The sequence below is a fragment of the Streptomyces sp. NBC_00572 genome (genome assembly GCF_026341815.1).
Classification (GTDB): Bacteria; Actinomycetota; Actinomycetes; order Streptomycetales; family Streptomycetaceae; genus Streptomyces.
The window spans coordinates 4,901,504-4,923,284 of sequence record NZ_JAPENX010000001.1 but is presented as its reverse complement, the minus strand read 5'-3'; the positions used below and the strand labels follow the sequence as shown (position 1 = coordinate 4,923,284).

16 protein-coding genes and 1 riboswitch are annotated in these 21,781 nt (G+C 71.8%); of the genes, 4 read left to right on the top strand and 12 right to left on the bottom strand.

The genetic code is table 11. The annotated features are described in order from the left end of the window. The first annotated feature begins 128 nt into the window (after nt 1-128). Nucleotides 129-3,140, top strand: a complete 3,012-nt coding sequence (locus OG514_RS22750) for a BTAD domain-containing putative transcriptional regulator (protein WP_266897582.1) — start codon at nt 129-131, stop codon at nt 3,138-3,140. 41 nt (nt 3,141-3,181) lie between these two features. Here OG514_RS22750 and OG514_RS22745 read toward each other — a convergent pair whose 3' ends face one another. The 5 genes from OG514_RS22745 to OG514_RS22725 all read right to left on the bottom strand — a co-directional run bounded on the left by OG514_RS22745 (nt 3,182) and on the right by OG514_RS22725 (nt 6,817). Continuing rightward, entirely contained in the window at nt 3,182-3,601 is a 420-nt protein-coding gene (locus OG514_RS22745; RefSeq protein ID WP_266897580.1) for a hypothetical protein, read from the bottom strand. A gap of 171 nt (nt 3,602-3,772) precedes the next feature. Continuing rightward, the gene (locus tag OG514_RS22740) at nt 3,773-4,204 is read right to left on the bottom strand and encodes a hypothetical protein (RefSeq protein ID WP_266897578.1); all 432 of its coding nucleotides are present in this window, start codon (nt 4,202-4,204) and stop codon (nt 3,773-3,775) included. 103 nt (nt 4,205-4,307) lie between these two features. Next, nucleotides 4,308-4,955: a thymidine kinase gene (locus OG514_RS22735; RefSeq protein ID WP_266897576.1), complete on the bottom strand. Its 648-nt coding sequence runs from the start codon at nt 4,953-4,955 to the stop codon at nt 4,308-4,310. A gap of 60 nt (nt 4,956-5,015) precedes the next feature. Continuing rightward, complete coding sequence (locus OG514_RS22730; RefSeq protein ID WP_266897574.1) at nt 5,016-6,221, bottom strand: alkaline phosphatase family protein; 1,206 nt, start codon at nt 6,219-6,221, stop codon at nt 5,016-5,018. Further along, nucleotides 6,221-6,817 carry a DUF5998 family protein gene (locus OG514_RS22725; protein WP_030325407.1) on the bottom strand — a complete coding sequence of 199 codons (597 nt, stop codon included), beginning with the start codon at nt 6,815-6,817 and terminating at the stop codon, nt 6,221-6,223. Before OG514_RS22725 ends, OG514_RS22730 begins: the two co-directional genes overlap by 1 nt. A 556-nt stretch (nt 6,818-7,373) precedes the next feature. Here OG514_RS22725 and OG514_RS22720 point away from each other — a divergent pair. After that, entirely contained in the window at nt 7,374-8,606 is a 1,233-nt protein-coding gene (locus tag OG514_RS22720) for an IS110 family transposase (protein ID WP_266897571.1), read from the top strand. A 17-nt stretch (nt 8,607-8,623) separates the two neighbouring features. On the opposite strand, the gene OG514_RS22715 is transcribed toward OG514_RS22720, so the two are convergent. Both OG514_RS22715 and OG514_RS22710 read right to left on the bottom strand, forming a co-directional pair. Next, complete coding sequence (locus tag OG514_RS22715) at nt 8,624-8,956, bottom strand: hypothetical protein (RefSeq protein WP_266897569.1); 333 nt, start codon at nt 8,954-8,956, stop codon at nt 8,624-8,626. 522 nt (nt 8,957-9,478) lie between these two features. After that, on the bottom strand, nt 9,479-12,559 hold the full coding sequence (locus OG514_RS22710) for a GNAT family N-acetyltransferase (protein WP_266897567.1): 3,081 nt from the start codon (nt 12,557-12,559) through the stop codon (nt 9,479-9,481). Between the two features lie 197 nt (nt 12,560-12,756). Here OG514_RS22710 and OG514_RS22705 point away from each other — a divergent pair, with 197 nt between their 5' ends. Further along, complete coding sequence (locus OG514_RS22705; RefSeq protein WP_015036698.1) at nt 12,757-13,038, top strand: HPr family phosphocarrier protein; 282 nt, start codon at nt 12,757-12,759, stop codon at nt 13,036-13,038. A 144-nt stretch (nt 13,039-13,182) separates the two neighbouring features. Here OG514_RS22705 and OG514_RS22700 read toward each other — a convergent pair whose 3' ends face one another. The 4 genes from OG514_RS22700 to OG514_RS22685 form a co-directional block, all read right to left on the bottom strand. Further along, nucleotides 13,183-13,866 carry a GntR family transcriptional regulator gene (locus OG514_RS22700; RefSeq protein WP_266897558.1) on the bottom strand — a complete coding sequence of 228 codons (684 nt, stop codon included), beginning with the start codon at nt 13,864-13,866 and terminating at the stop codon, nt 13,183-13,185. 211 nt (nt 13,867-14,077) lie between these two features. After that, nucleotides 14,078-14,848 (bottom strand): M23 family metallopeptidase, encoded by a 771-nt coding sequence (locus tag OG514_RS22695; RefSeq protein ID WP_266897556.1) that lies wholly within the window; start codon nt 14,846-14,848, stop codon nt 14,078-14,080. A gap of 12 nt (nt 14,849-14,860) precedes the next feature. Then, nucleotides 14,861-15,026: riboswitch (cyclic di-AMP (ydaO/yuaA leader) on the bottom strand. A 210-nt stretch (nt 15,027-15,236) separates the two neighbouring features. Continuing rightward, nucleotides 15,237-16,604, bottom strand: a complete 1,368-nt coding sequence (locus OG514_RS22690) for a pitrilysin family protein (RefSeq protein ID WP_266900930.1) — start codon at nt 16,602-16,604, stop codon at nt 15,237-15,239. 26 nt (nt 16,605-16,630) lie between these two features. Beyond that, nucleotides 16,631-17,989 carry a pitrilysin family protein gene (locus OG514_RS22685; protein WP_266897554.1) on the bottom strand — a complete coding sequence of 453 codons (1,359 nt, stop codon included), beginning with the start codon at nt 17,987-17,989 and terminating at the stop codon, nt 16,631-16,633. Nucleotides 17,990-18,170: 181 nt separating this feature from the next. Here OG514_RS22685 and OG514_RS22680 point away from each other — a divergent pair, with 181 nt between their 5' ends. Further along, nucleotides 18,171-20,630, top strand: a complete 2,460-nt coding sequence (locus OG514_RS22680) for a DNA topoisomerase (ATP-hydrolyzing) subunit A (protein ID WP_266897553.1) — start codon at nt 18,171-18,173, stop codon at nt 20,628-20,630. A gap of 16 nt (nt 20,631-20,646) precedes the next feature. Here the strand turns inward: OG514_RS22680 and OG514_RS22675 are convergent, their stop codons facing one another. After that, nucleotides 20,647-21,738, bottom strand: a complete 1,092-nt coding sequence (locus OG514_RS22675; RefSeq protein ID WP_266897551.1) for a GTP-binding protein — start codon at nt 21,736-21,738, stop codon at nt 20,647-20,649. Nucleotides 21,739-21,781 lie beyond the last annotated feature (43 nt).

Below are 21,781 nucleotides of genomic sequence, written 5' to 3'. Positions count from 1 at the left end.
CTCGTTCCCGGGGGTCACGGGAACGGGCTAGGATCCGCAATCACCCGGCGCCGTGGGCGTCGGCGGGAGACCTGGGGGGGTGCTCGCGGCACATGACCAATGCCGGGGAGCCATCGCTGAGATTCAACGTGCTGGGCCCTCTGGAGGGCTGGGCGGACGGTTCGCGGCTGAGGCTGGGGGGCCTCATCCAGGAACGTGTGCTCGGGACTCTGCTCCTGGAGCCCGGCCGGGTACTGCCGATCGGGCGGCTCGTGGAGTCGGCCTGGGCCGAGGACCCGCCCGCCACCGCCTCCCACCAGGTCCGCAAGGCGATCGCCGATCTCCGGCGGCGCATCCCCGCGGGCAGCGAGGTCATCGTGACCGACGGCCCCGGCTACCGGGTGGTCCTGGGCCCCGGGCAGCTGGACCTGACGGAGTTCGGCACCCTGGTGCAAGCGGCCCGGGACGCACCGGGCGAGGGCCGGACCGTCGACGCGGTGGAGGCACTGCGCCGGGCGCTCGGCCTGTGGCGGGGCCCGATCCTGTCCGGGGCGGGCGGCCCGGTCATCGAGGCGGCGGCCACCGCGCTGGAGGAGCGAAGACTCGCGGCCGCCGAGCAGCTCTTCGACCTGCGTCTCGGCCTCGGCGAGACCGGCGAACTGATCGTCGACCTGAGGGATCTGGTCCAGGCCCACCCCCTCCACGAGTCGCTGCGCGCCCAGTTGATGCTCGCCCTGTACCGCTCGGGCCGGCAGGCCGAGGCCCTTGAGGAGTACAGCCGGGTCCGCGAACTCCTCGTGGAGGAGCTGGGCGTCGACCCGGGCCCCCGCCTGACCAAGGTGTACGAGGGCATCCTGCGCGACAGCCCGGAACTGGCCGCCCCCGCTCCCCCGCCCGCCGCGGCCCCGGTCCCCGTCCTGGACACCACGGCCCCCGAGGCACCCTGCACCCTGCCGTACGACCTGGCGGACTTCACCGGTCGCGGCGACGAACTGCGGGAACTCCTCGACTCGGCGGGCCTGGACTGTGCGCGTCACTCCCGGATCGTGGCCCTGGACGGCATGGGCGGCAGCGGCAAGACCTCCCTCGCGGTGCACGCGGCGCACACCCTCGCGGGCGAGTTCCCCGACGGCCAGCTCTACATCGACCTGCGCGGATACACCCCCGGCGAGCAGCCGGTGACCGCCGGCGGGGCCCTCGACAGCCTCTTACGCGCCCTGGGTGTACCGGGCGCGCGCATCCCCGAGGACCTCGCGGGCCGTACGGCATTGTGGCGGGCGACCGTCACCGGGAAGCGGCTGCTGCTCCTCCTCGACAACGCCGCCGACGCGGACGACGTACGGCCGCTGCTGCCGACCTCGGGCGGCTGCCTGGTCCTCATCACCAGCCGGGCCCGGCTGATGGAACTCGACTCGGCCCAGTGGATCTCCATCGACGTGATGTCGCCGGCCGAGTGCGCGGCCCTGATGGCGGAGACGCTCGGCGAACGGCGGTACGCGGCGGAGCCGGAGGCGGCGGCCGAACTGGCCCGGCTGTGCGGCCGCCTTCCCCTGGCCCTGCGAATCGCCACCGCCCGGCTGCGCAACCGGCCCCGCTGGACTCTGCGTTACCTGGCCGACCGGCTGCGCGACGAGACGCGCCGCCTGGACGAGCTGAGTTCGGGCCAGCGCAGTGTCGCCGCCACCCTGCGCCTGTCGTACCAGGCCCTGGCGCAGGACTGCCGGACCGCCTTCCGCAGCCTGGCGCTGCATCCCGGCGGCGACCTGGACGTGTACGCGGCGGCCGCCCTCCTGGAGACCGACCCGGCCGACGCCGAGGACATCCTCGAACTCCTCCTGGACGTCCACCTGTTGCAGCAGCCGGAGATCGGCCTGTACACCTTCCACGACCTGGTGCGCAGCTTCGCGCAGAGCCTCAGGTCGACGGCGACGGAGGACGACGACTCCGCGTCGACGCGCCGACTGCTCGACTACTACCTGGCGGCGACGGAGTCGGCGTGCCAGGTGATGTTCCCGGGCAGGCGCCGCATTCCCACCGAGGTGGCGGAGGTGGAGAAGGAGGGCGCCTGGGCCACCCGACTGCCGCTGCTGGCGGACAGCGAGCAGGCCGAGCAGTGGTTCGCGCGGGAGCAGGGGTCCCTGCTGGGGGCGGTCTGCCTGGCCGACCGGCTCGGACACGACCGGCACATCGTGTTCCTGAGCCGCAACCTGGCCTTCCAGCTCAGTGCGCGCGGCCAGTTGGAGGAGTTCCGCTCGATGGGTCTCCTGGCGGTGGCCGCCGCGCGCCGGCTCGGTGAACTGCCGCTGCTCGGCGTCAGCCTGTCCAATCTGGGCGTCGCCTGCTGGAAGCTGGGCCGCTTCGCCGAGGGCATCGAGGTGGCCACGGAGGGCCGGGACGTCGCCGAACGACTGGGCGACGTGCAGACCTTGGCCCACAGTGAGGGCGCCCTCGGCCAGCTCAACAGCCTGCTCGGCCGGTTCCCGCAGGCGCTGTCCCATCTGGAGAAGTCGATCGCGCACCAGCGGGAACTGGGCGCCAGCCGTGCCGAGGCGGAGAGCCTCACCCTGCTCAGCACCCTGTACGAACAGTGGGGGCGGCACGAGGAGGCCGCCTCGGCGGCCCGTCGGGCGATCGCCCTCTGCGACGAACTCGGGCAGCACGAGAACAAGTTGGTCGCCTTCACGGACCTGGCGTTCGCCCACGCCTGCCTCGGCGACGACGAGGCCGCCGACACGTGTCTCGCGCGGGCCCGCGCCCTGTGCACCGAGAACAGCGACCCAGGGCAGGTGGCCCTGGCCCTGGCCCTGCTCGCGGAGGTCGCCCAGCGTCTCGGCAGGGACGAGCAGGCCGTCCGGTACGCCGACCGCGCGATGGAAACGATCGGGCCAAACGTTTCTCCACTGCGCCGGGCGAAGGTCGAGAACACCGTCGGCCGCTACCTCTACAAGCGCAAGGACTACGCGGCGGCGCTCGGCCTCCACGAGAGCGCCCACGAGGTGGCGCACTCTCTCGACTTCCGGATCGAGATGGCCTACGCCCTGTCCGGCATGGCCCGCGCCCAGGCGGCCCTCGGCCGCTCGGAGGAGGCGACCCGCAACGAGCGCTCGGCGGAGGACCTGTTCGGCGAGATGGGCGTACCGGCGGAACGCCGGCGCGGCTGAGGGGGGATCGGCCGGGGGGGATCGGCCGGGATCAGACAGGCTCAGGCGGCGAAGAGGCTCTGCCCGGCGCCGGCGACCGGGTTCTTGCCGATCACGGTGGGGCCCTGGTCGTCGGTGGCGGCGGCCTGCACGACCCGCCCGTTCCCGATCACCGTCGGACCCTGGTCGTCGGTCGCGACGGCCTGGACCACGACGTTCTTCCCGATCACCGTCGGACCCTGGTCGTCAGTGGCGGCGGCCTGGACCACGACGTTCTTCCCGATCACCGTCGGACCCTGGTCGTCAGTGGCGGCGGCCTGCACGACCCGCCCGTTCCCGATCACCGTCGGACCCTGGTCGTCGGCCTGGACCTGCACGCCGACCGACCCGCTCTGCGAGTGACCCGACTCGACCGTGACCCCGAGCCCGAAGGCGAGGGCGGCGACGACGATCCCGGCGAGTCCAGTCGACTTGCGTCCCATGGCCTATCCCCTTTACGTGGTTTCTCCGGTTCTGCTTCCCGACACCACGTACTCTCCGGCGACCCGTTCCCGGACCGTTCCCGAGCCGATACCGCCCACCGGGACGGCACGGGAACGCACCCGGGAACGCCAGGTCAGCCCGGGTGTGCAACCGTCTTCCCGCTCGCGCGCTCACCCCGCCCCGGGCCGCCGCTCGCGGGCGAACACGGTCGCGCCGCCGCCGAGCCGGCAACTGACCACTCGTGGACCCCGCGCGGTGAGGACCACGGTGGTGCTCACGCGCCCGGAGCCGATGTCCGCAAGGTCGAGCAGCGCCCGCACCGTGGCGCGCAGCGCGGCGACCTCTTCCTCGTCGGGCCCGGCGCGGTCGGGCGGAGACTGGGCGGGACCGCGCAGCGCCCTGATGTCCACCACGGCGTGCATGCTGTTGTCGCTCACGGTCTCGACGGTGAACTCGGGCCCGTCCCAGGACTCCTCTCCGTCCGTACGAGGATCGGGCAGGCCCGCGCGTTCACCCTCGGCCGACCGCTCGACGGCGGACAGCTCCTGAAGGATGTGGCGCAGCCCCTCGGCCACGTCGATCCGGTCCGGGGGATGCTTCATCGGATGACTCCTCCTGCAGAGAACTACTCCGCCAGAGTCGAGCGCCCCGATACCGTTTCTCTCCCGCTCCGGTCCCGCCGTGGGGACCGGATCCGCGAGCGGATCAGCCGTTGACCGGCAGCACGTCGGGGGAGAGAGCCCCCGCGTGGGCCGAGGCCGAGGTCATCCGGCGCCGGTGATGGCGTCGGCAGAGCACCTCGTAACCGATCTCCTCGGCCGGCCGGTTCACATCGCCGACGACGACCTGCTCGCCCTCGACGACCATCTCGCCGCCCACCGTGCGGGCGTTGTGCGTGGCGCGGGCTCCGCACCAGCACAGCGCCTCGACCTGGAGCTGCTCGATGCGGTCCGCCAGCTCGATCAGCCGCTGCGAGCCGGGGAAGAGCCTGGTCCGGAAGTCGGTGGTGATGCCGAAGGCGAAGACATCGAGGCCGAGGTCGTCGACGACCCGGGCGAGCTGGTCGATCTGCTCCGGGGCGAGGAACTGCGCCTCGTCCACGATCACGTAGTCGGCTTTGCCGCCCTGGGAGAGCTGGGCGACGAGGTACGCGTACAGATCCATGCCCTGCGGAGCCTCGACGGCCTCCGTCACCAGGCCGAGCCGGGAGGAGAGCTTACCCTCGCCCGCCCGGTCGTCACGGGTGAAGATCACGCCCTGCAGCCCCCGCGCGTCGCGGTTGTGGGCGATCTGGAGCGCCAGGGTGCTCTTCCCGCAATCCATGGTTCCGGAGAAGAAGACCAGCTCGGGCATGACGGGACGGGGACCTTTCAGGTCGTGGAGGGGGGGAAGGACTTCCGGGGCGGGAACGGTTCAGGAGCGGACTTCGAGCAGCGGGACGAGCTGCTCCGCGGGGGCCATGGACCCGTGCATGCCGACCATCGCGGACTCGTGGGGCTCGTTGACGGAGGCGGTGATCGCCACGTCGTCGTGAGCCGCGGCGACGACGTCGCCGATCCGGCCGTACACGCGCTCGTCGACCTCGTCGCCGAACCAGCCGAGCGAGATGGCCTCGTCGCGGCTCGCCACCCAGAACTGCTCGCCGATCACCTCTCGCCAGCAGGTGAGGACGTCCGCCTCGGCGCCGGGCACGGCGTAGACGTGCCGGGCACGCCCCTCGCCGCCGAGGAGGGCGACGCCCGCGCGCAGCTCCCAGTCCTCGTCGAAGTCGATGCGGTGCTGCTCGTCGAAGGGGATGTCGACCATGCCGTGGTCGGCGGTGACGTACAGCGCCGAGCGGGGCGGCAGCTGCTCGGCGAGCCGCTGTACCAGCCGGTCGACGAACATCAGCTGGCCGCGCCAGGCGTCGGAGTCGATGCCGAAGCGGTGTCCGGCTCCGTCGAGTTCGCTGTAGTACGTGTAGACCAGCGAGCGGTCACCGGCGGCGAGCTGCTCGGCGGCGAAGTCCATGCGCTCCTCGCCGGAGAGCCGCCCGTGAAACTTTCCGCCGCTGAGCGCGACCTTGGTGAGCGGGGTCTGCTCGAAGATCGGGGAGGACACCTGGGCGGTGTGGATCCCGGCCTCGTGGGCGAGCTGGAAGACGGTGGGATACGGCTGCCAGACCCGCGGCGAGGTCCACGGCTTCCAGCGCAGCTGGTTCATCAGCTCGCCGGTGTCGGGGTTGCGCACGGTGTAGCCGGGCAGCCCGTGCGTGCCGGGGTAGCGGCCGGTGCCGACGGAGGCCAGCGAGGTCGCCGTCGTGGCGGGGAATCCGGCGGTGATCGGCCGGCCCGTGCCACCGCGCGAGGAGCCGAGGAGCGAGGTCAGGTAGGGGGCCTCGTCCGGGTGGTTCCTGATCTGCTCCCAGCCGAGCCCGTCGATCAGGAACAGGCAGTTCCGGTCGGCCGGGGCCAGCTCGGCGATCCGCGGCGCGAATCCGGGCACGTCCTGACCGGCGACCAGCGTCGGCAGCACGTCGCCGAGGGAGCCGTAGGTGTACTCGGGGACCGGCGCGGCCTCCGGGGCGAGCGGGACCGGGTCGTCGGGCCAGCCGTGGGTCACGGCGGTCGGCTGCACCATCAGCGGGTGGGGGCGGCGGTGGCCGCGATGGCTTCGGAGAGGGCCTGGGCGAAGACGAGGGTCTGCCGGACGGTGTCCGGGCCGTCCCCGGCCTCGCTCACCCGGAGGCTGAGGTCGTCCGCGGTGGCGTTGCCGGTGTAGCCGTGGTCGGCGTCGCAGTTGGCGTCGCCGCAGGCGGCGGGCTCCAGGTCGATCCGGGAGACGGCACCCCAGCCGATGGTGAGGACCACCTCACGGGGCAGCGTGCCCGGCGTGTACGACTCCGGATTGGCGACCACACGGCTCACCACGACGGACGAGATCCGGTCGAGCTTCACGGACTCGGTGGACGTCGTGGCGTACGGCGTCGGGGAGCTGGTGTCGGCGGCCTGCTCGTCGGTGTGGCTGACGATGAAGCGGTGCGGCGTCAGGACGAGGACGGTGACGTGGCGCCGGACCTCGTTGGCGTCGAAGGTGGTCTCCTGGTGCACCACGTACGACGCGACGGCCTCGCCGCCGACGGCGGCCTCCACCGCCTCGGCCACGAGGGCCGGGTAGTAGCCGCTGCGCTCGATCGCCGCGCGCAGCCCCTGGGTCGTCGTACCGGTCTTCGCCATGGACTCCATCCTAATCCGTATGTAGGGACGGCTTGGCCGATTGTGAAGGGGGCCGGGCCGTTCGAGAGCGCCGGGGCTGTGACATCTGACTCCATCCGGGCCGGTGAGGCCTTCCCGTAGATCGGTGGCCGGTCCTGGTGCTCGTTGTGGTGGCGGCTGCGTGGGCGCCGGACGGACGCCTACACCCGTCCAGGTCATGGATGCCTCCCCTCAGAGCGGCGACGTCCGACGTCCTCGCGGCCGCCACGACAACGCTCGTTGCGGACTCGCCGTGGGCGCCTGGGGGTCGGCGGCCCGTGGCGCCTTGAGGAATCAACACCGAGCACCTTGATCACTCGTTGGTGTTGGTGGTGCGAGCCCGCCACACGGTGACCTCTCGACATGCCCGAGCCGTCCGAGCTCCCGCATAGACCGAGGCCCGTGGGGTGAGCTGGTGCCACGAACAGCTACTGAGGTGGCGGACCGGGCCCTCGCGCCGAGTCCTGGGATTAGGTCGCTGCGTGGTTCCGCACGAGCTCGTGACCGGCACAAACACACAGCAGTTTGGGGAGGGACCTTGATCTACTGCGGCATCGACTGGGCGGAGAAGACACACGACGTCGCCCTCGTCGACGACACCGGCCAGCTCCTGGCCAAGCGCCACATCACCGACGACGCCACTGGCTACAAGATCCTGCTCGACCTGCTCGCCGAGTACGGCGACACCGCCGAAAACCCGATCCCGGTCGCCATCGAAACCTCCCGCGGCCTGCTCGTCGCCGTGCTGCGGACCGGCAGCCGGCAGGTCTTCGCGATCAACCCGATGGCCGCCGCCCGCTACCGCGACCGCCACTCCGTCTCTCGCAAGAAGTCCGACCCCGGCGACGCATTGGTCCTGGCCAACATCCTCCGCACCGACATGCACGCCCACCGGCCCCTGCCCGACGACTCCGACCTCGCCCGAGCCGTCGCCGTCCTCGCCCGCGCCCAGCAGGACGCCACCTGGAACCGCCAGCAGATCTCCAACCAGCTCCGCTCCCTGCTGCGCGAGTACTACCCCTCCGCCCTGGCCGCCTTCGAGCCCTGGCGCAACGGCCTGTGCCGGCGCGAAGCCCACGAGATCCTCAAGGCCGCCCCCACCCCGACCCGTGCCGCTCGACTGACCCGCGCCCAGCTCCAGGCCGCGCTCAAACGGGCTGGCCGCCAGCGCGGGATCGAGGCCGAGGCCGAACGGCTCCGCGAGGTCTTCCGGGCCGACTGGGCCCACCAAGCCGCTCTCGTTGAAGACGCGCTCGGCAACCAGATGCTTGCCCTCCTCATCCAGCTGGAGGCCGCCTGCACTGCCGCCGATCAGCTCGCCGAGGCAGTCGAGGAAGCGTTCCCTCAGCACCCGGACGCTGAGATCATCCTCAGCTTCCCCGGCCTCGGCACCCAGCTCGGCGCCCGGGTGCTCGCCGAGATCGGAGACGACCGCACCCGGTTCGCCGACGCCCGCGGCCTGAAGGCATACGCCGGCTCCTCACCGATCACCCGGGCCTCCGGCAAGAAGTCGTCCATCACCAGACGGTGGGTGAAGAACGACCGGCTCAACGCCGTCGGCTACCTCTGGGCCTTCTCCTCGATCACCGCCTCACCCGGCGCGAAGATCCACTACCGGCGCCGTCGCGACCACGGAGACTGGCATGCCTCAGCCCAGCGCAACCTCTTCAACCGCATGATCGGACAGCTCTACCACTGCCTCCAACACGACCGCCACTTCGATGAGGCCGTTGCCTTCCCACCTCCGCCTGCCCTGGTGGCGGCTGCTTAGGAGCTGCCTGGGCGATCTTAGGTGGGGATCTGGAAGTCGTGGCCGACCTTGTTCCACATCAGCCCGCTCCGCCAGTTGGGCTTGTCGGCAGCCCAGCCGAGCAGCGTGTCGCGAACCATGTCCTGGGAGACCGTGCGCGTCTGGTAGTGCTCCGACTCGCTGCCGGCGCGATACTCCAGTTCGTACGTGTTGTCGTCGCGCAGCAGGACCTGGATGAACCAGTCTCCTTCAAGCTCGTCGTCCAGCCGTTGCAGGACCATGTGCTCGTTCCCGCTGCGCCGCAGCTCGGCGAGCATGGCGCCTATCGCGAGCTCGGTGGGTCGCTTCACCATGTTCCCGCTGGAGTTCATCGCGACGAGCCTGACCGGATCTTCCCCGCGTCGACGCTGCACGTCCCTGAGCCAGATCCCTTCCTGAGCTGTCAGGAGCCCGGGAGGTGCGGGCGGCACGTCGGGGTTGTAGACAGCGATGGAGTCATCCGGATCCGACCACGACCCCACATTCCACAGCCGATACACGTGCTCGCCGCCCGCAGGCAGCGGCACCTTGAAAACCTCCGGCGCGGGAGGCCCAGGAATGCATCGCCCGACGTCATCCCCATACGGACCCCCGTGGAAGACGGCGTGCATCCAACCGTTCGGCGGGCTCCCGCTCGTGTCGAAGACGTCCTCCATAGCGCCACCCCCTTCGCGAGGATCGTAGACCTGGCAGCCTGACCATGATCGGGCGTCACCCGCCCACGGTCCGCCAGACACCATCCACCCCCGCTCGCTCTCGAACAGATCGACACGCTACACACGGACTCAGCGCGGCGAACTTGACTTCCTAACCGCCTGAGGTGTCTACGGGGCCGTGGGCCCCCCTCGGGCCCTTCAGTAACTCGGCAGGCTGCGCGGCCCGAGGTCGGTACGGGGCGCCGGCGGGGCCAGTCGGACGGTGGCACCGAGGACGGAGAGTCCGCGCGGTGCCACGACCACCGGCTCGAGGGAGACGGCCACCACTTCGGGGTGGTCGTCGACGAGCCGGGACACCCGGAGCAGGACCTCCTCCAGGGCGGGGGTGTCGACGGGGGCGGAGCCGCGCCAGCCGAAGAGCAGCGGGGCGGTGCGGAGGGAACGGACCAGTTCGGCGACGTCCCGGTCGGTGGCCGGGACGAGGCGGTGGGCCGTGTCGCCGAGCAGCTCGGACGCGGCGCCCGCGAGTCCGAAGGAGAGGACGGCGCCGACGGCCGGGTCGATGGCGGAGCGGACGACGGTGTCGACGCCCCGGGGAACCATCGCCTGGACCACCGGCTGGAGCTCCTCGGGCTTGCCGAGGACCTCGGTCAGCTCGGCGTAGGCCGTGCGCAGCTGCTCCTCGGACGCCAGGTCGAGCCGTACGCCGCCGAGGTCGGGGCGGTGCCGGAGGTGGGGCGCGGTCGTCTTGAGGGCGACCGGGTAGCCGAGGCGGGCGGCGGCCGCGACGGCGGCGTCGGGGGTGGGCGCGGGCAGGGTCGGCAGCACGGTGATGCCGTACCGCGCGAGCAGCTCCCCGGCCTGCGCGGTGTCGAGGGTCACACCCCTGGGGTCGGCTTCGCCGCCGCCGAGGACCCGCTCGATGAGGGCGGCGGCCCCGGCCTCGTCGATGTCCTCGTACTCGGGCACCCGCCCGGGTTCGGCGGCCTGCCGACGCCACTGCCCGTATCGCACGGCCTCGGCGAGCGCTCGCACGGCCCGCTCGGCGGCGGGGTAGGCGGGGATGGTGGCGGGCTGGGCGTCGACGGGGGCGGGGGCAGGGGCGGCCTGACCGGTTCCGGGAGTGGCCTGGCCGGGGGCGGACGCGACCGGTCCTGTTCCGGGCGGGGTCACGCCTGCTCCGGGCGCGGCCGGGTTCGGGCCGCCCGCGGCCGGGGCGGAGCCGGGTCCGCTCGGGCGCCCGACGCCCGGGGGCGCCAGGTCCGGGCCGGGCCCGGTGGGCGTTCCGGTCTGCCGGGGGCCCGAGGTGGCGGCGCCCCGACCCGGCGCCGCCGGTCGTGTGCTCGTGGCGACCGCGAGGGCCTCCGCGAGGCCGCCCATCTCGACGTGGACGACGACGACCGGCTTGGTCGGGGTCGGGGCGGCGGCGACGGCCTCGCGGAGGGAGGCCGCGAGCACCTCGCCGTCGCCGAACTCGGTGGCACCGTTCTCCCCGACCCAGGGGATCGCGTTCACGACGACCGCGTCGGAGGTCTCGTCCGCGAGCGCCGCCGCGAGGGCGTCCCGGAAGTCCGCGGGCTCCGCCGCGGTCGTGAGGTCGAGGGGCCGGAGCGGGCGGAGCCCCTCCGTCAGGCAGGCGTCGTACGTGAGGAGGCCGAGGGACTCGGAGTTGCCGAGGATCGCGACCCGGGGCCCCGCGGGCAGCGGCTGGGCGGCGAGCAGCAGTCCGGCGTCGACGAGTTCGGTGACGGTGTCGACGCGGATGACACCGGCCTGGCGGAGCAGCGCGGAAACCGTGGCGTGCGGGATGCGGGTGACGGGCACCCGGTGGCCGGGCGGGGCGCTGCCGCTGTGCCGGGCGCCCTTGACGACGACGACCGGCTTGACGGCGGCGGTGCGGCGGGCGAGCCGGGTGAACTTCCGGGGGTTGCCGATCGACTCCAGGTAGAGGAGGACGACGTCGGTTCCGGGGTCGTCGTACCAGTGCTGGAGGAAGTCGTTGCCGGAGACGTCGGCGCGGTTGCCGGCGGAGATGAAGGAGGAGAGCCCGGCGCCCCGCCGGTGCAGTCCGGCGAGGAGGGCGATGCCGATCGCGCCGGACTGGGTGAAGAGCCCGATCCGTCCGGCGGCCGGCATCTGCGGGGCGAGGGAGGCGTTGAGCCGGACGTCGGCGGCGGTGTTGATGATGCCGAAGGCGTTGGGTCCGATGATCCGCATGCCGTACGAGCGGGCCTGCCGTACGAGCTGACGCTGCCGCTCGCGGCCGGCGGCCCCGCTCTCGGCGTATCCGGCGGAGAGGACGACGAGGCCCTGGACACCGTGTTCGCCGCAGTCGGCGACGACCTCCGGCACCCGTTCGGCGGGGACGGCGACGATCGCGAGGTCGACGGGCCCGCCGATGGCGGCGACCGAGGGGTGCGCGGGTACGCCGTCGAGCTCGACGACCCCGTCGCCGTGGTCCGCGAGCGCCGCGTTGACCGCGTACACGCGCCCGCTGTACCCGGCCCCGAGGAGGTTGCGCAGGACGGTCCGGCCGACGCCGCCCGGTGCCCGTCCGGCGCCGATGACGGCGACGGACCGGGGGGTGAGGAGGCGCTGTACGGAGCGGGCCTCGGCCCGCTGCTCCCGCGCGCGCTGGACGGCGAGGGAGCGGTCGGTGGGTTCGAGGTCGAGGTGGAGCCGTACGGACCCGTCCTCGAAGCTGCGCTTCTGCGTGTAGCCCGCGTCGGTGAAGACCTTGATCATCTTGGTGTTGGCGGGGAGGACCTCGGCGGCGAACCGCCGGATGTCCCGCTCGCGCGCGACCGCCGCGATGTGTTCGAGCAGGGCGGAGGCGACTCCGCGCCCCTGGTGGGCGTCCTGGACGAGGAAGGCGACCTCGGCCTCGTCGGCCGGGGCCGAGGCGGGCAGTCCACGGTCGTTGATGCGGTCGTAGCGCACGGTGGCGATGAACTCGCCGCCCACGGTCGCCGCGAGTCCGACCCGGTCCACGAAGTCGTGGTGGGTGAAGCGGTGGACGTCCTTGGCGGAGAGCCGCGGGTAGGGGGCGAAGAAGCGGTAGTACTTCGACTCGTCCGAGACCTGCTCGTAGAAGCTGACGAGGCGCTCGGCGTCGTCGGCCGTGATGGGCCGGATGCGCGCGGTGCCGCCGTCCCGGAGCACCACGTCGGCTTCCCAGTGGTCGGGGTAGTCGTGGTCCGGCGCCCGCTCCGATGACTCCGGACGCGCCGATGGTGCCGGTTGGTCCGCCGCTTCCGACTGCTCCGACGCGCTCTGCATGGGGTCAGCCTACGACCGCGACACGGCGGTGGCATCGCTCGCGCTGCGGGGGTGCGCCGTGCAAGGTGGGGAGGACGCCGGGCGCGGCGAGGGAGGGCCGAACGGCGGTCCGATCCGGGCCGAAGGTCGGCGCGAGCACGCAGCATCCCGTGAGAGACTGGTCTAGACAACCCGCTTGAGACTTGAAGGGCAACACCATGGCTGAGCGCCGCGTCAACGTCGGCTGGGCCGAGGGCCTGCACGCCCGCCCCGCGTCCATCTTCGTCCGTGCCGCCACGGCTTCCGGCGTTCCGGTGACGATCGCCAAGTCCGACGGCACCCCGGTGAACGCCGCCTCCATGCTCGCGGTGCTCGGCCTGGGCGCGCAGGGCGGCGAGGAGATCGTCCTCGCTTCGGAGGCCGACGGCGCCGAGGCCGCTCTGGACCGCCTGGCGAAGCTGGTCGCCGAGGGTCTCGACGAGCTTCCCGAGACCGTCTGATCCGGGTCTCCCCCCCCCGCACGACCAAAGGCCGTGACTGCCGGAATTCCGGCGGTCACGGCCTTTCGCTTTTCCACCGACCCTCTTTTTGGGCAGCACGGAACGACGCCGCCGAATTCCTATTCTTTGTATACGGTGCGCACGTTAATTCCGGGCACTCGCCGTGTTGACTGCATGTTGCGAAACCCTCACACGGCCGCGGTCCGGCCTTTTGAGGCGGTGCAGCGATTGCGAGCGCTCCGCGTGCAACGCGGTCAGCGCCCGTGCCCGCTCGGCGTCACCGCGCGCCACGGCGTCCACGATCGCGCCGTGCTCGGCCCACGCGTCCACCGGCCGTTCGGGCTGCTCGACGGCGTACATCCAGGCGATCTTGTGCCGCAGCTGGGTCAGCAGCGCCGTCAGGGCCGGGCTGCCGGAGGCCTGCGCGAGCGTCTCGTGGAACCAGCCGCCGAGTGAGCGCAGATCCTCGCCCTGGCCGCGCCTGGCCCGCTCCTGCCCCAGCCTGACCAGGCCCCGCAGCACCTTGAGGTGCGCCTCCGTGCGCCGCTGGGCCGCGCGTGCGGCCCCCAGGGGTTCGAGCAGCGCCCGCATGTCGAGCAGATCGGCCGCCTCCTGCTCGGTGGGCTCCGCGACATGCGCGCCGGCGTGACGGCGGGTGACGACGAAGCCCTCGGACTCCAGGGTGCGCAGCGCCTCACGGACCGGGACGCGGGAGACCCCGTACCGCCGGGCGAGCTGTTCCTCGGTCAGCCGGCTGCCGCGCTCGAAGACGCCGGAGACGATGTCGTCCCGGATCGCCGTGCATACCGAGTGCGCGGGAATGCGCATGTCCGACCTCCGCCTTGGTCTGCGCGAGTCAATTCGAGCGGCGCCTGTTCTGCGCCCGATCTGCGACTCTATTGCAGTGCGCCGGAATTTCCGATGCCCCAGCGGAATATGAATGTCTTGCGACCGACGAAAAGCCCCGGCTCAGTACGAGCCGGGGCTTTTGCGATGCGCTGCGGTACGGCGCGACGCGGGTGCGCGACGGACGTCCGGGTCAGACGTTGACGCCGCGGGCGCGCAGGTACGAGATCGGGTTGACGTCGGAGCCGTACTCGGAGGTCGTACGCGCCTCGAAGTGAAGGTGCGGGCCGGTCGAGTTGCCGGACGAGCCCGAGATGCCGATCCGCTGGCCCGGCTCGACGCTCTGGCCGACGTAGACGCCGATGGAGGAGAGGTGACCGTACTGGGTGTACGTGCCGTCGTTCATCCGGATGACGATGTTGTTGCCGTACGCGCCGCCCCAGCCGGCCTCGACGACGGTGCCGGAGCCGACGGAGACGACGCTGCTGCCGTAGGAGGCGTGGAAGTCGATGCCGGAGTGGCTGCCGGAGGACCAGAGCGAGCCGCTGGTCTGGTAGCCGGTGGACACGTACGTGCCCTCGACGGGGAGCTGGAAGGAGTTCAGGCGGCGGCGCTCGGCCTCACGGGCGGCGCGCTGCTCGGCCTCGCGGATCTCCTTGGCGCGGGCCTCGGCCTTGCGCTTCGCCTCGGCCTTGGCCTTCGCCTTGGCGGCGACCTCGAAGGCCTCCTGCTCCTGGGCGGCGGCCTGGGCGTCGATCCGCTCCGCGAGGGAGTCCTCGGTGATCACCTTGATGAGGCCGGTGTCCTCGACGGAGCGGTTGTCCGTGTCGGCGGCGAGCGCCGGGGAGGCGAGGGTTCCGATGACTCCGGCGCCGGCGAGCGTCGCTGCGCCGGCGATGCCCACGCTGCGGCGCGCCATCCGGCTCGGACCACGATGCTTCCCGGTGGCACGGGTGAACGCCATGTAGGGGCTGATCCTTTCCTTCCTTCTCGCCTACCGGGTTAGCTGACGGGTTCGGAGCAGGAAGGTCTCCTACGAGCCCCTCCGTACGAGACGAAGGCGCCCGATTCACCCCAGGGACTACGTGTGGGTCCCCGGCTCCCCAGGCTCGCGCCTGACGGGGACTCGGCGATGACTGTCCGATGCCGCGGCTGCGGCACGTGCAACTGACGAACAGCCGCCCCGACGCTATGCGGATCGTCTTTCAATCACCAACCAGACACACCTTTTGTAAGACATGCCACAGGTCATACAAACACCCTTGCCCTCAATACGGACAAAGGGGAGGACCCCGACGAACTATGCCGTCGGGGCCCTCTCTTGTCGTGCCAGGAGCCGTCAGAGGCCTGAATCAGCCCGTCACGACGGTCACTTCACCGATGCCGAGCGCGCGCACCGGATCCGCGATCTGCGTCGCGTCACCCACGAGCACGGTGACGAGCCGGTCCACGGGGAAGGCGCTGACCACGGCCGCGGTCGCCTCGACCGTGCCGGTCTCCGCCAGGCGCGCGTACAACTGGGCCTGGTAGTCGTCCGGGAGGTGCTGCTCTAGCTGGTCGGCGAGCGTCCCGGCGACGGATGCGGCCGTCTCGTACTTGAGCGGCGCGACCCCCACCAGGTTCTGCACGGCCGTCTCGCGCTCGGCGTCCGTGAGGCCTTCGGCTGCCAGCGTCCGCAGCACCTTCCACAGATCGTCAAGAGCCGGGCCGGTGTTGGGCGTGTCGATCGAACCGCTGATGGCGAGCATCGCGGCGCCGTTCCCCTTGCCGTCGGAGCGGAGCACCTGCCCGAAGGCCCGCACGCCGTACGTGTAGCCCTTCTCCTCGCGCAGGACCCGGTCGAGCCGCGAGGTGAGGGTGCCACCGAGGCAGTACGTGCCCAGGACCTGGGCCGCCCAGACGCTGTCGTGCCGGTCGGCGCCGATCCGGCCGATCAGCAACTGGGTCTGGACGGCGCCGGGACGGTCCACGATGACGACCCGTCCGGTGTCGTCCGCGGTGATCGGCGGCATCGGGAGCGGCTCGGCCGGCTCGCCGGTCCAGGCGCCCAGGGTCTCGGCGAGGACCTTGTCCAGGTCGACCCCGGTGAGGTCGCCGACGACCACGGCGGTGGCCGTGGCGGGCCGGACGTACGCCTCGTAGAAGGCGCGGACCGCGGCGGCGTCGATCGCCGCGACGGTCTCCTCGGTGCCCTGACGCGGCCGGGACATCCGGGCCTCGGCCGGGAACAGCTCCTTGGAGAGCTGCTTGGCCGCGCGGCGGGCCGGGTTGGCCGTCTCGTGCGGGATCTCGTCGAGGCGGTTGCGCACCAGGCGCTCGACCTCGGTCTCGAGGAACGCCGGTGCGATCAGGGCCTCGGAGACCAGACCGAGCGCCTTGGGCAGCCGGGAGACGGGAACCTCCAGGGAGACCCGTACGCCCGGGTGGTCGGCGTGCGCGTCCAGCGTGGCGCCGCAGCGCTCCAGCTCGGCCGCGAACTCCTCGGCCGTGTGCTTGTCCGTGCCCTCGGAGAGCGCGCGGGCCATGATGGTGGCGACACCGTCGAGACCCGCGGGCTCGGCGTCCAGCGGGGCCGGCAGGAAGATCTCCACGGCCACGACCTGCTGGCCGGGGCGGTGACTGGTCAGCACCGTCAGACCGTTGTCCAAGGCGCCGCGGTCCGGGGCCGGGAAGGCCCAGGGCCTGGCGACGCCGGGCGCCGGCTGCGGGTGGAAGTCCATGCTCGTCAAAGACGCGGCGGCGTCGGTCACTGGTCCGCTCCCTCTTCCTCGTCATCGCCGTCGGCGTCGTCGCCCTGCTCGGTCGCCAGGGGCTCGTAGACCAGCACCGCGCGGTTGTCGGGGCGCAGCTTGGCCGCGGCGGCCGCCCGCACCTCCTCCGCGGTGATGTCCAGGACCCGGTCGACGGCGCTGAGGGCGAGCTGCGGGTCGCCGAACAGCACGGCGAACCGGCACAGTTCGTCGGCGCGGCCCGCCACGGTGCCGAGCCGGTCGAGCCACTCGCGCTCCAACTGGGCCTGCGCGCGCTCCATCTCCTCGGGCGTGGGGCCCTCGGCGGCGAACCGGGCGAGCTCCTCGTCGACGGCCGCCTCGATCTGCGGGACCTCGACGCCTCCGGAGGTCTTGACGTCCAGCCAGCCCAACGAGGGCGCGCCGGCGAGCCGCAGCAGGCCGAAGCCGGCGGCGACGGCCGTGCGGTCGCGGCGGACCAGGCGGTTGTGGAGCCGGGAGGACTCGCCACCGCCCAGGACCGTCAGGGCCAGGTCGGCGGCGTCGCACTCGCGCGTGCCGTCGTGCGGCAGCCGGTAGGCGGCCATCAGCGCGCGGGCCGGGACCTCCTCCTCGACGACCTCGCGCAGCTGCTCTCCGATGACGCCGGGGAGGTCGCCGGGGCGCGGTTCGGGCTTGCCGTCGTGGCCGGGGATGGAGCCGAAGTACTTCTCGACCCAGGCGAGGGTCTCCTCCGGGTCGATGTCGCCGACGACCGACAGCACCGCGTTGTTCGGGGCGTAGTACGTGCGGAAGAAGTTCCGCGCGTCCTCCAGGGTGGCCGCGTCCAGGTCGGCCATGGAGCCGATCGGCGTGTGGTGGTACGGGTGGCCCTCCGGGTAGGCGAGGGCGGTCAGCTTCTCGAAGGCCGTGCCGTAGGGCACGTTGTCGTAGCGCTGGCGGCGCTCGTTCTTGACGACGTCCCGCTGGTTCTCCATGGACTCGTCGTCCAGGGCGGCCAGCAGCGAGCCCATGCGGTCGGCCTCCAGCCAGAGCGCGAGCTCCAGCTGGTGCGTGGGCATGGTCTCGAAGTAGTTGGTGCGCTCGAAGCTCGTCGTGCCGTTGAGCGAGCCGCCGGCGCCCTGCACGAGCTCGAAGTGCCCGTTCCCGTGGACCTGCTTCGAGCCCTGGAACATCAGGTGCTCGAAGAGGTGGGCGAGGCCCGTGCGGCCCGGGACCTCGTGACGCGAGCCGACGTCGTACCAGAGGCAGACCGCGGCGACCGGGGTCAGGTGGTCCTCCGAGAGCACCACGCGCAGGCCGTTCGCCAACCGGTGCTCGGTCGCTGTCAGGCCGCCGGAGCCGGCCTCGGCCGTGGCCGTGTGACCCATGGGCATGTACGTCCCTTCGATCGCGATGTGAAAAAGTCCTGCCACTGTATGCAAGCGCGCCGACACCTGGCGAAGTTCCCGACCCCTTGAGATGTCCCTCTTCCGGGTCGCGGTCGGCGTTGTCGGTGGCACGGTCCACAATGGTCCGCGTCAGATCAACCTTGTTGGTGAAGGAGCCGCAGCCGCGATGGCCCGCCGCAGCACGAAGACACCGCCGCCGGACGACGCGTTCGAGGAGCGAATCCTCGACATCGACGTTGTCGACGAGATGCAGGGCTCCTTCCTCGAGTACGCCTACTCGGTGATCTACTCGCGCGCCCTGCCGGACGCCCGTGACGGCATGAAGCCGGTCCAGCGCCGCATCGTCTACCAGATGGGCGAGATGGGGCTCCGCCCCGACCGCGGCTTCGTCAAGTGCGCCCGTGTCGTCGGCGAGGTGATGGGCAAGCTGCACCCGCACGGCGACGCCTCCATCTACGACGCGATGGTCCGCATGGCGCAGCCGTTCTCCATGCGCCTGCCCCTGGTCGACGGCCACGGCAACTTCGGTTCCCTGGGCAACGACGACCCGCCGGCCGCCATGCGGTACACCGAGTCGAGGATGGCCCCGGCCGCCCTGCTCATGACCGAGTCCATCGACGAGGACACCGTCGACTTCGCGCCGAACTACGACGGCCAGGAGCGGGAGCCGGTGGCACTGCCCGCCGCCTACCCGAACCTGCTGGTCAACGGCGCGTCGGGCATCGCGGTCGGCATGGCGACCAACATGCCCCCGCACAACCTCGGCGAGGTCATCGCGGCCGCCCGCCATCTGATCCGCCACCCGGGAGCCGACCTCGAGACGCTGATGCGCTTCGTGCCGGGCCCCGACCTGCCGACCGGCGGCCGGATCGTCGGCCTGTCCGGCATCAAGGACGCGTACGAGTCGGGCCGCGGCTCGTTCAAGATCCGCGCCACGACGAGCGTGGAGACGGTGACGGCCCGCCGCAAGGGCATCGTGGTGACCGAGCTGCCGTTCACGGTCGGCCCCGAGAAGGTCATCTCCAAGATCAAGGACCTGGTCGGTTCCAAGAAGCTCCAGGGCATCGCGGACGTCAAGGACCTGACCGACCGCAACCACGGGCTGCGCCTGGTCATCGAGGTCAAGAACGGCTTCGTGCCCGAGGCCGTCCTGGAGCAGCTCTACAAGCTGACGCCGATGGAGGAGTCCTTCGGCATCAACAACGTCGCGCTGGTCGACGGCCAGCCGCTGACGCTCGGCCTCAAGGAGCTCCTGGAGGTCTACCTGGACCACCGCTTCGAGGTCGTCCGGCGCCGCTCCGAGTTCCGCCGGACCAAGAAGCGCGACCGTCTCCACCTGGTGGAGGGCCTGCTCGTCGCCCTGCTCGACATCGACGAGGTCATCCGGCTGATCCGGGAGAGCGAGAACTCGGCGCAGGCCAAGGAGCGCCTGATCGAGCGCTTCTCGCTGAGCGAGATCCAGACGCAGTACATCCTGGACACCCCGCTGCGCCGCCTCACCAAGTTCGACCGCATCGAGCTGGAGACCGAGAGCGACCGGCTCAACGGCGAGATCGACGAGCTGACCGGGATCCTGGACTCCGACGCGGAGCTGCGCAAGCTGGTCTCGGCGGAACTGGCCACGGTCGCCAAGAAGTTCGCCACGGACCGGCGGACGGTGCTGCTCGAATCGGCGGGCGCGCCCGTCGCCGCCGTCTCCCTGGAGGTCGCGGACGACCCGTGCCGCGTGCTGCTCTCCTCCACCGGGCTCCTCGCCCGTACGGCGACGGCGGAGCTTCCGGCGGTCGACCCGGAGGCGACCCGCGTCAAGCACGACGTGATCCTGTCGGCGGTCGCGGCCACCCAGCGCGGTGACGTCGGCGCGGTGACCTCGACCGGGCGGCTCCTGCGGATCGCGGTGATCGACCTGCCGCAGCTTCCGGACACCGCGAGCGCCCCGAACCTGGCGGGCGGCGCACCGCTGTCGGAGTTCCTGTCCCTGGAGGCGGACGAGACCGTGGTCTGCCTGACCACGCTCGACGAGGCCTCGCCCGGACTCGCCATCGGCACGCTCCAGGGCGTGGTGAAGCGCGTGGTCCCGGACTATCCGGCGAACAAGGACGAGCTGGAGGTCATCACCCTCAAGGAGGGCGACCGGATCGTCGGTGCGACCGAACTGCGGACGGGCGAGGAGGACCTGGTCTTCATCACCTCGGACGCCCAGCTGCTGCGCTACCCGGCCTCGCAGGTACGGCCCCAGGGCCGCCCGGCCGGTGGCATGGCAGGCGTGAAGCTGGCGGAGGGCGCCGACGTGATCTCGTTCACGGCAGTCGACCCGGCGGTGGACGCCGTGGTCTTCACCGTCGCGGGCTCCACGGGCACCCTGGACTCCTCGGCGGGTACGTCGGCGAAGCTGACGCCCTTCGACCAGTACCCGCGCAAGGGCCGGGCGACCGGCGGCGTCCGCTGCCAGCGCTTCCTGAAGGGCGAGGACGTCCTGATCCTGGCCTGGGCGGGCACCACCCCGGCCCGCGCCGCCCAGAAGACCGGCGCCCCGGTGGAACTCCCGGAGATCGATCCCCGCCGGGACGGCTCGGGCATCCCGCTCCCCCACCCGGTGGACGTGCTGGCGAGCCCGGCGAGCTAACCGGACCGGAGGCGTCCTACGGCGCCTCCGGCTCCTCCTCCGTCTGCTGGACGTACCGCAGGACGCCCCACATGCCGTGCTCGTCGGGGGCGTCCTGCGGGCCGTTCAGCTCACACTCCGCGAGCTCCTTGCGCAGGCCGGCCGCGTCGACGCCGGAGCCGATCAGGACGAGCTGGGTGAGCCGCTCCTCGCCCTCGGGCCACCGCTCGGGGTAGAAGCGCAGGAACCGGCCGACCGCGTGCACGGAGTAGCGGTTGTCCGGATCGGCGGCGCCGAAGTCGACGAAGCCCTTGATCCGGTAGAGGCCCTCGGGCCGCGCGTCGAGGAAGGCCATCAGCCGGCGCGGGTGGAGCGGGGTGGCAGCGGTCAGGGAGACCGTCTCGTACGACGTGTGGGTGTGGGCCCGCGGTCCGCCGTCCCCGTCCCCGTCCCCGTCCCCGTCCCCGTCCCCGTCCCCGTCCCCGTACAGGATGTCCTCGATGGACATCTGTCCCTCGATCTCCCCCTCGGGGACCACCCGGTCGAAGAGCAGTTCCGGGTCGATCCGCCCGTGGGTGGCGTCGACGACCACGGCCTTCCCGGCGAGACCGCCCACCGTCTCGCGGACGGCGGACAGCTCGGCCCCGGAGACCCGGTCGGCCTTGTTCACGACCACGAGGTCGGCGATCGGCAGGTGCCGGTCGGTCTCGGGGTGCCGCTCCCGCGTCGCGGAGAACTCCGCCGCGTCGACGACCTGGACGAGCCCGCCGTACACGATCCGCTCGTTCTCGCTGGCGAGAACCATCCGAACCAGTTCCTGCGGCTCGGCGAGGCCGCTCGCCTCGATCACGATCACGTCGAGCCGCGACTCGGGCCGGGTGAGCACCTCCAGGTACTCGTCGAGCTCGCTCGCGTCGACGGCGCAGCACAGGCAGCCGTTGCCGAGGGAGACGGTGGATCCGACCTGCCCGGCGATCCGCATCGCGTCGATGCCGATGTCACCGAAGTCGTTGACCATGACACCGATACGGGTGCCCCGGGCGCTGCGCAGCAGGTGGTTGAGGAGCGTGGTCTTCCCGGCGCCGAGAAACCCGGCCAGGACGACGACGGGGATCTGCTGCGTGGTCAAGGGACGTGCCTCCGGTTCCTTCGTTTCCCACGGCTGTGGGACC

Coding starts and splice junctions, on each gene's coding strand:
- OG514_RS22745 (WP_266897580.1), bottom strand. CDS start 3,601: ATGGGACGCAAGTCGACTGGACTCGCCGGGATCGTCGTCGCCGCCCTC.
- OG514_RS22740 (WP_266897578.1), bottom strand. CDS start 4,204: ATGAAGCATCCCCCGGACCGGATCGACGTGGCCGAGGGGCTGCGCCAC.
- OG514_RS22735 (WP_266897576.1), bottom strand. CDS start 4,955: ATGCCCGAGCTGGTCTTCTTCTCCGGAACCATGGATTGCGGGAAGAGC.
- OG514_RS22730 (WP_266897574.1), bottom strand. CDS start 6,221: ATGGTGCAGCCGACCGCCGTGACCCACGGCTGGCCCGACGACCCGGTC.
- OG514_RS22725 (WP_030325407.1), bottom strand. CDS start 6,817: ATGGCGAAGACCGGTACGACGACCCAGGGGCTGCGCGCGGCGATCGAG.
- OG514_RS22715 (WP_266897569.1), bottom strand. CDS start 8,956: ATGAACTCCAGCGGGAACATGGTGAAGCGACCCACCGAGCTCGCGATA.
- OG514_RS22710 (WP_266897567.1), bottom strand. CDS start 12,559: ATGCAGAGCGCGTCGGAGCAGTCGGAAGCGGCGGACCAACCGGCACCA.
- OG514_RS22705 (WP_015036698.1), top strand. CDS start 12,757: ATGGCTGAGCGCCGCGTCAACGTCGGCTGGGCCGAGGGCCTGCACGCC.
- OG514_RS22700 (WP_266897558.1), bottom strand. CDS start 13,866: ATGCGCATTCCCGCGCACTCGGTATGCACGGCGATCCGGGACGACATC.
- OG514_RS22695 (WP_266897556.1), bottom strand. CDS start 14,848: ATGGCGTTCACCCGTGCCACCGGGAAGCATCGTGGTCCGAGCCGGATG.
- OG514_RS22690 (WP_266900930.1), bottom strand. CDS start 16,604: ATGGACTTCCACCCGCAGCCGGCGCCCGGCGTCGCCAGGCCCTGGGCC.
- OG514_RS22685 (WP_266897554.1), bottom strand. CDS start 17,989: ATGCCCATGGGTCACACGGCCACGGCCGAGGCCGGCTCCGGCGGCCTG.
- OG514_RS22680 (WP_266897553.1), top strand. CDS start 18,171: ATGGCCCGCCGCAGCACGAAGACACCGCCGCCGGACGACGCGTTCGAG.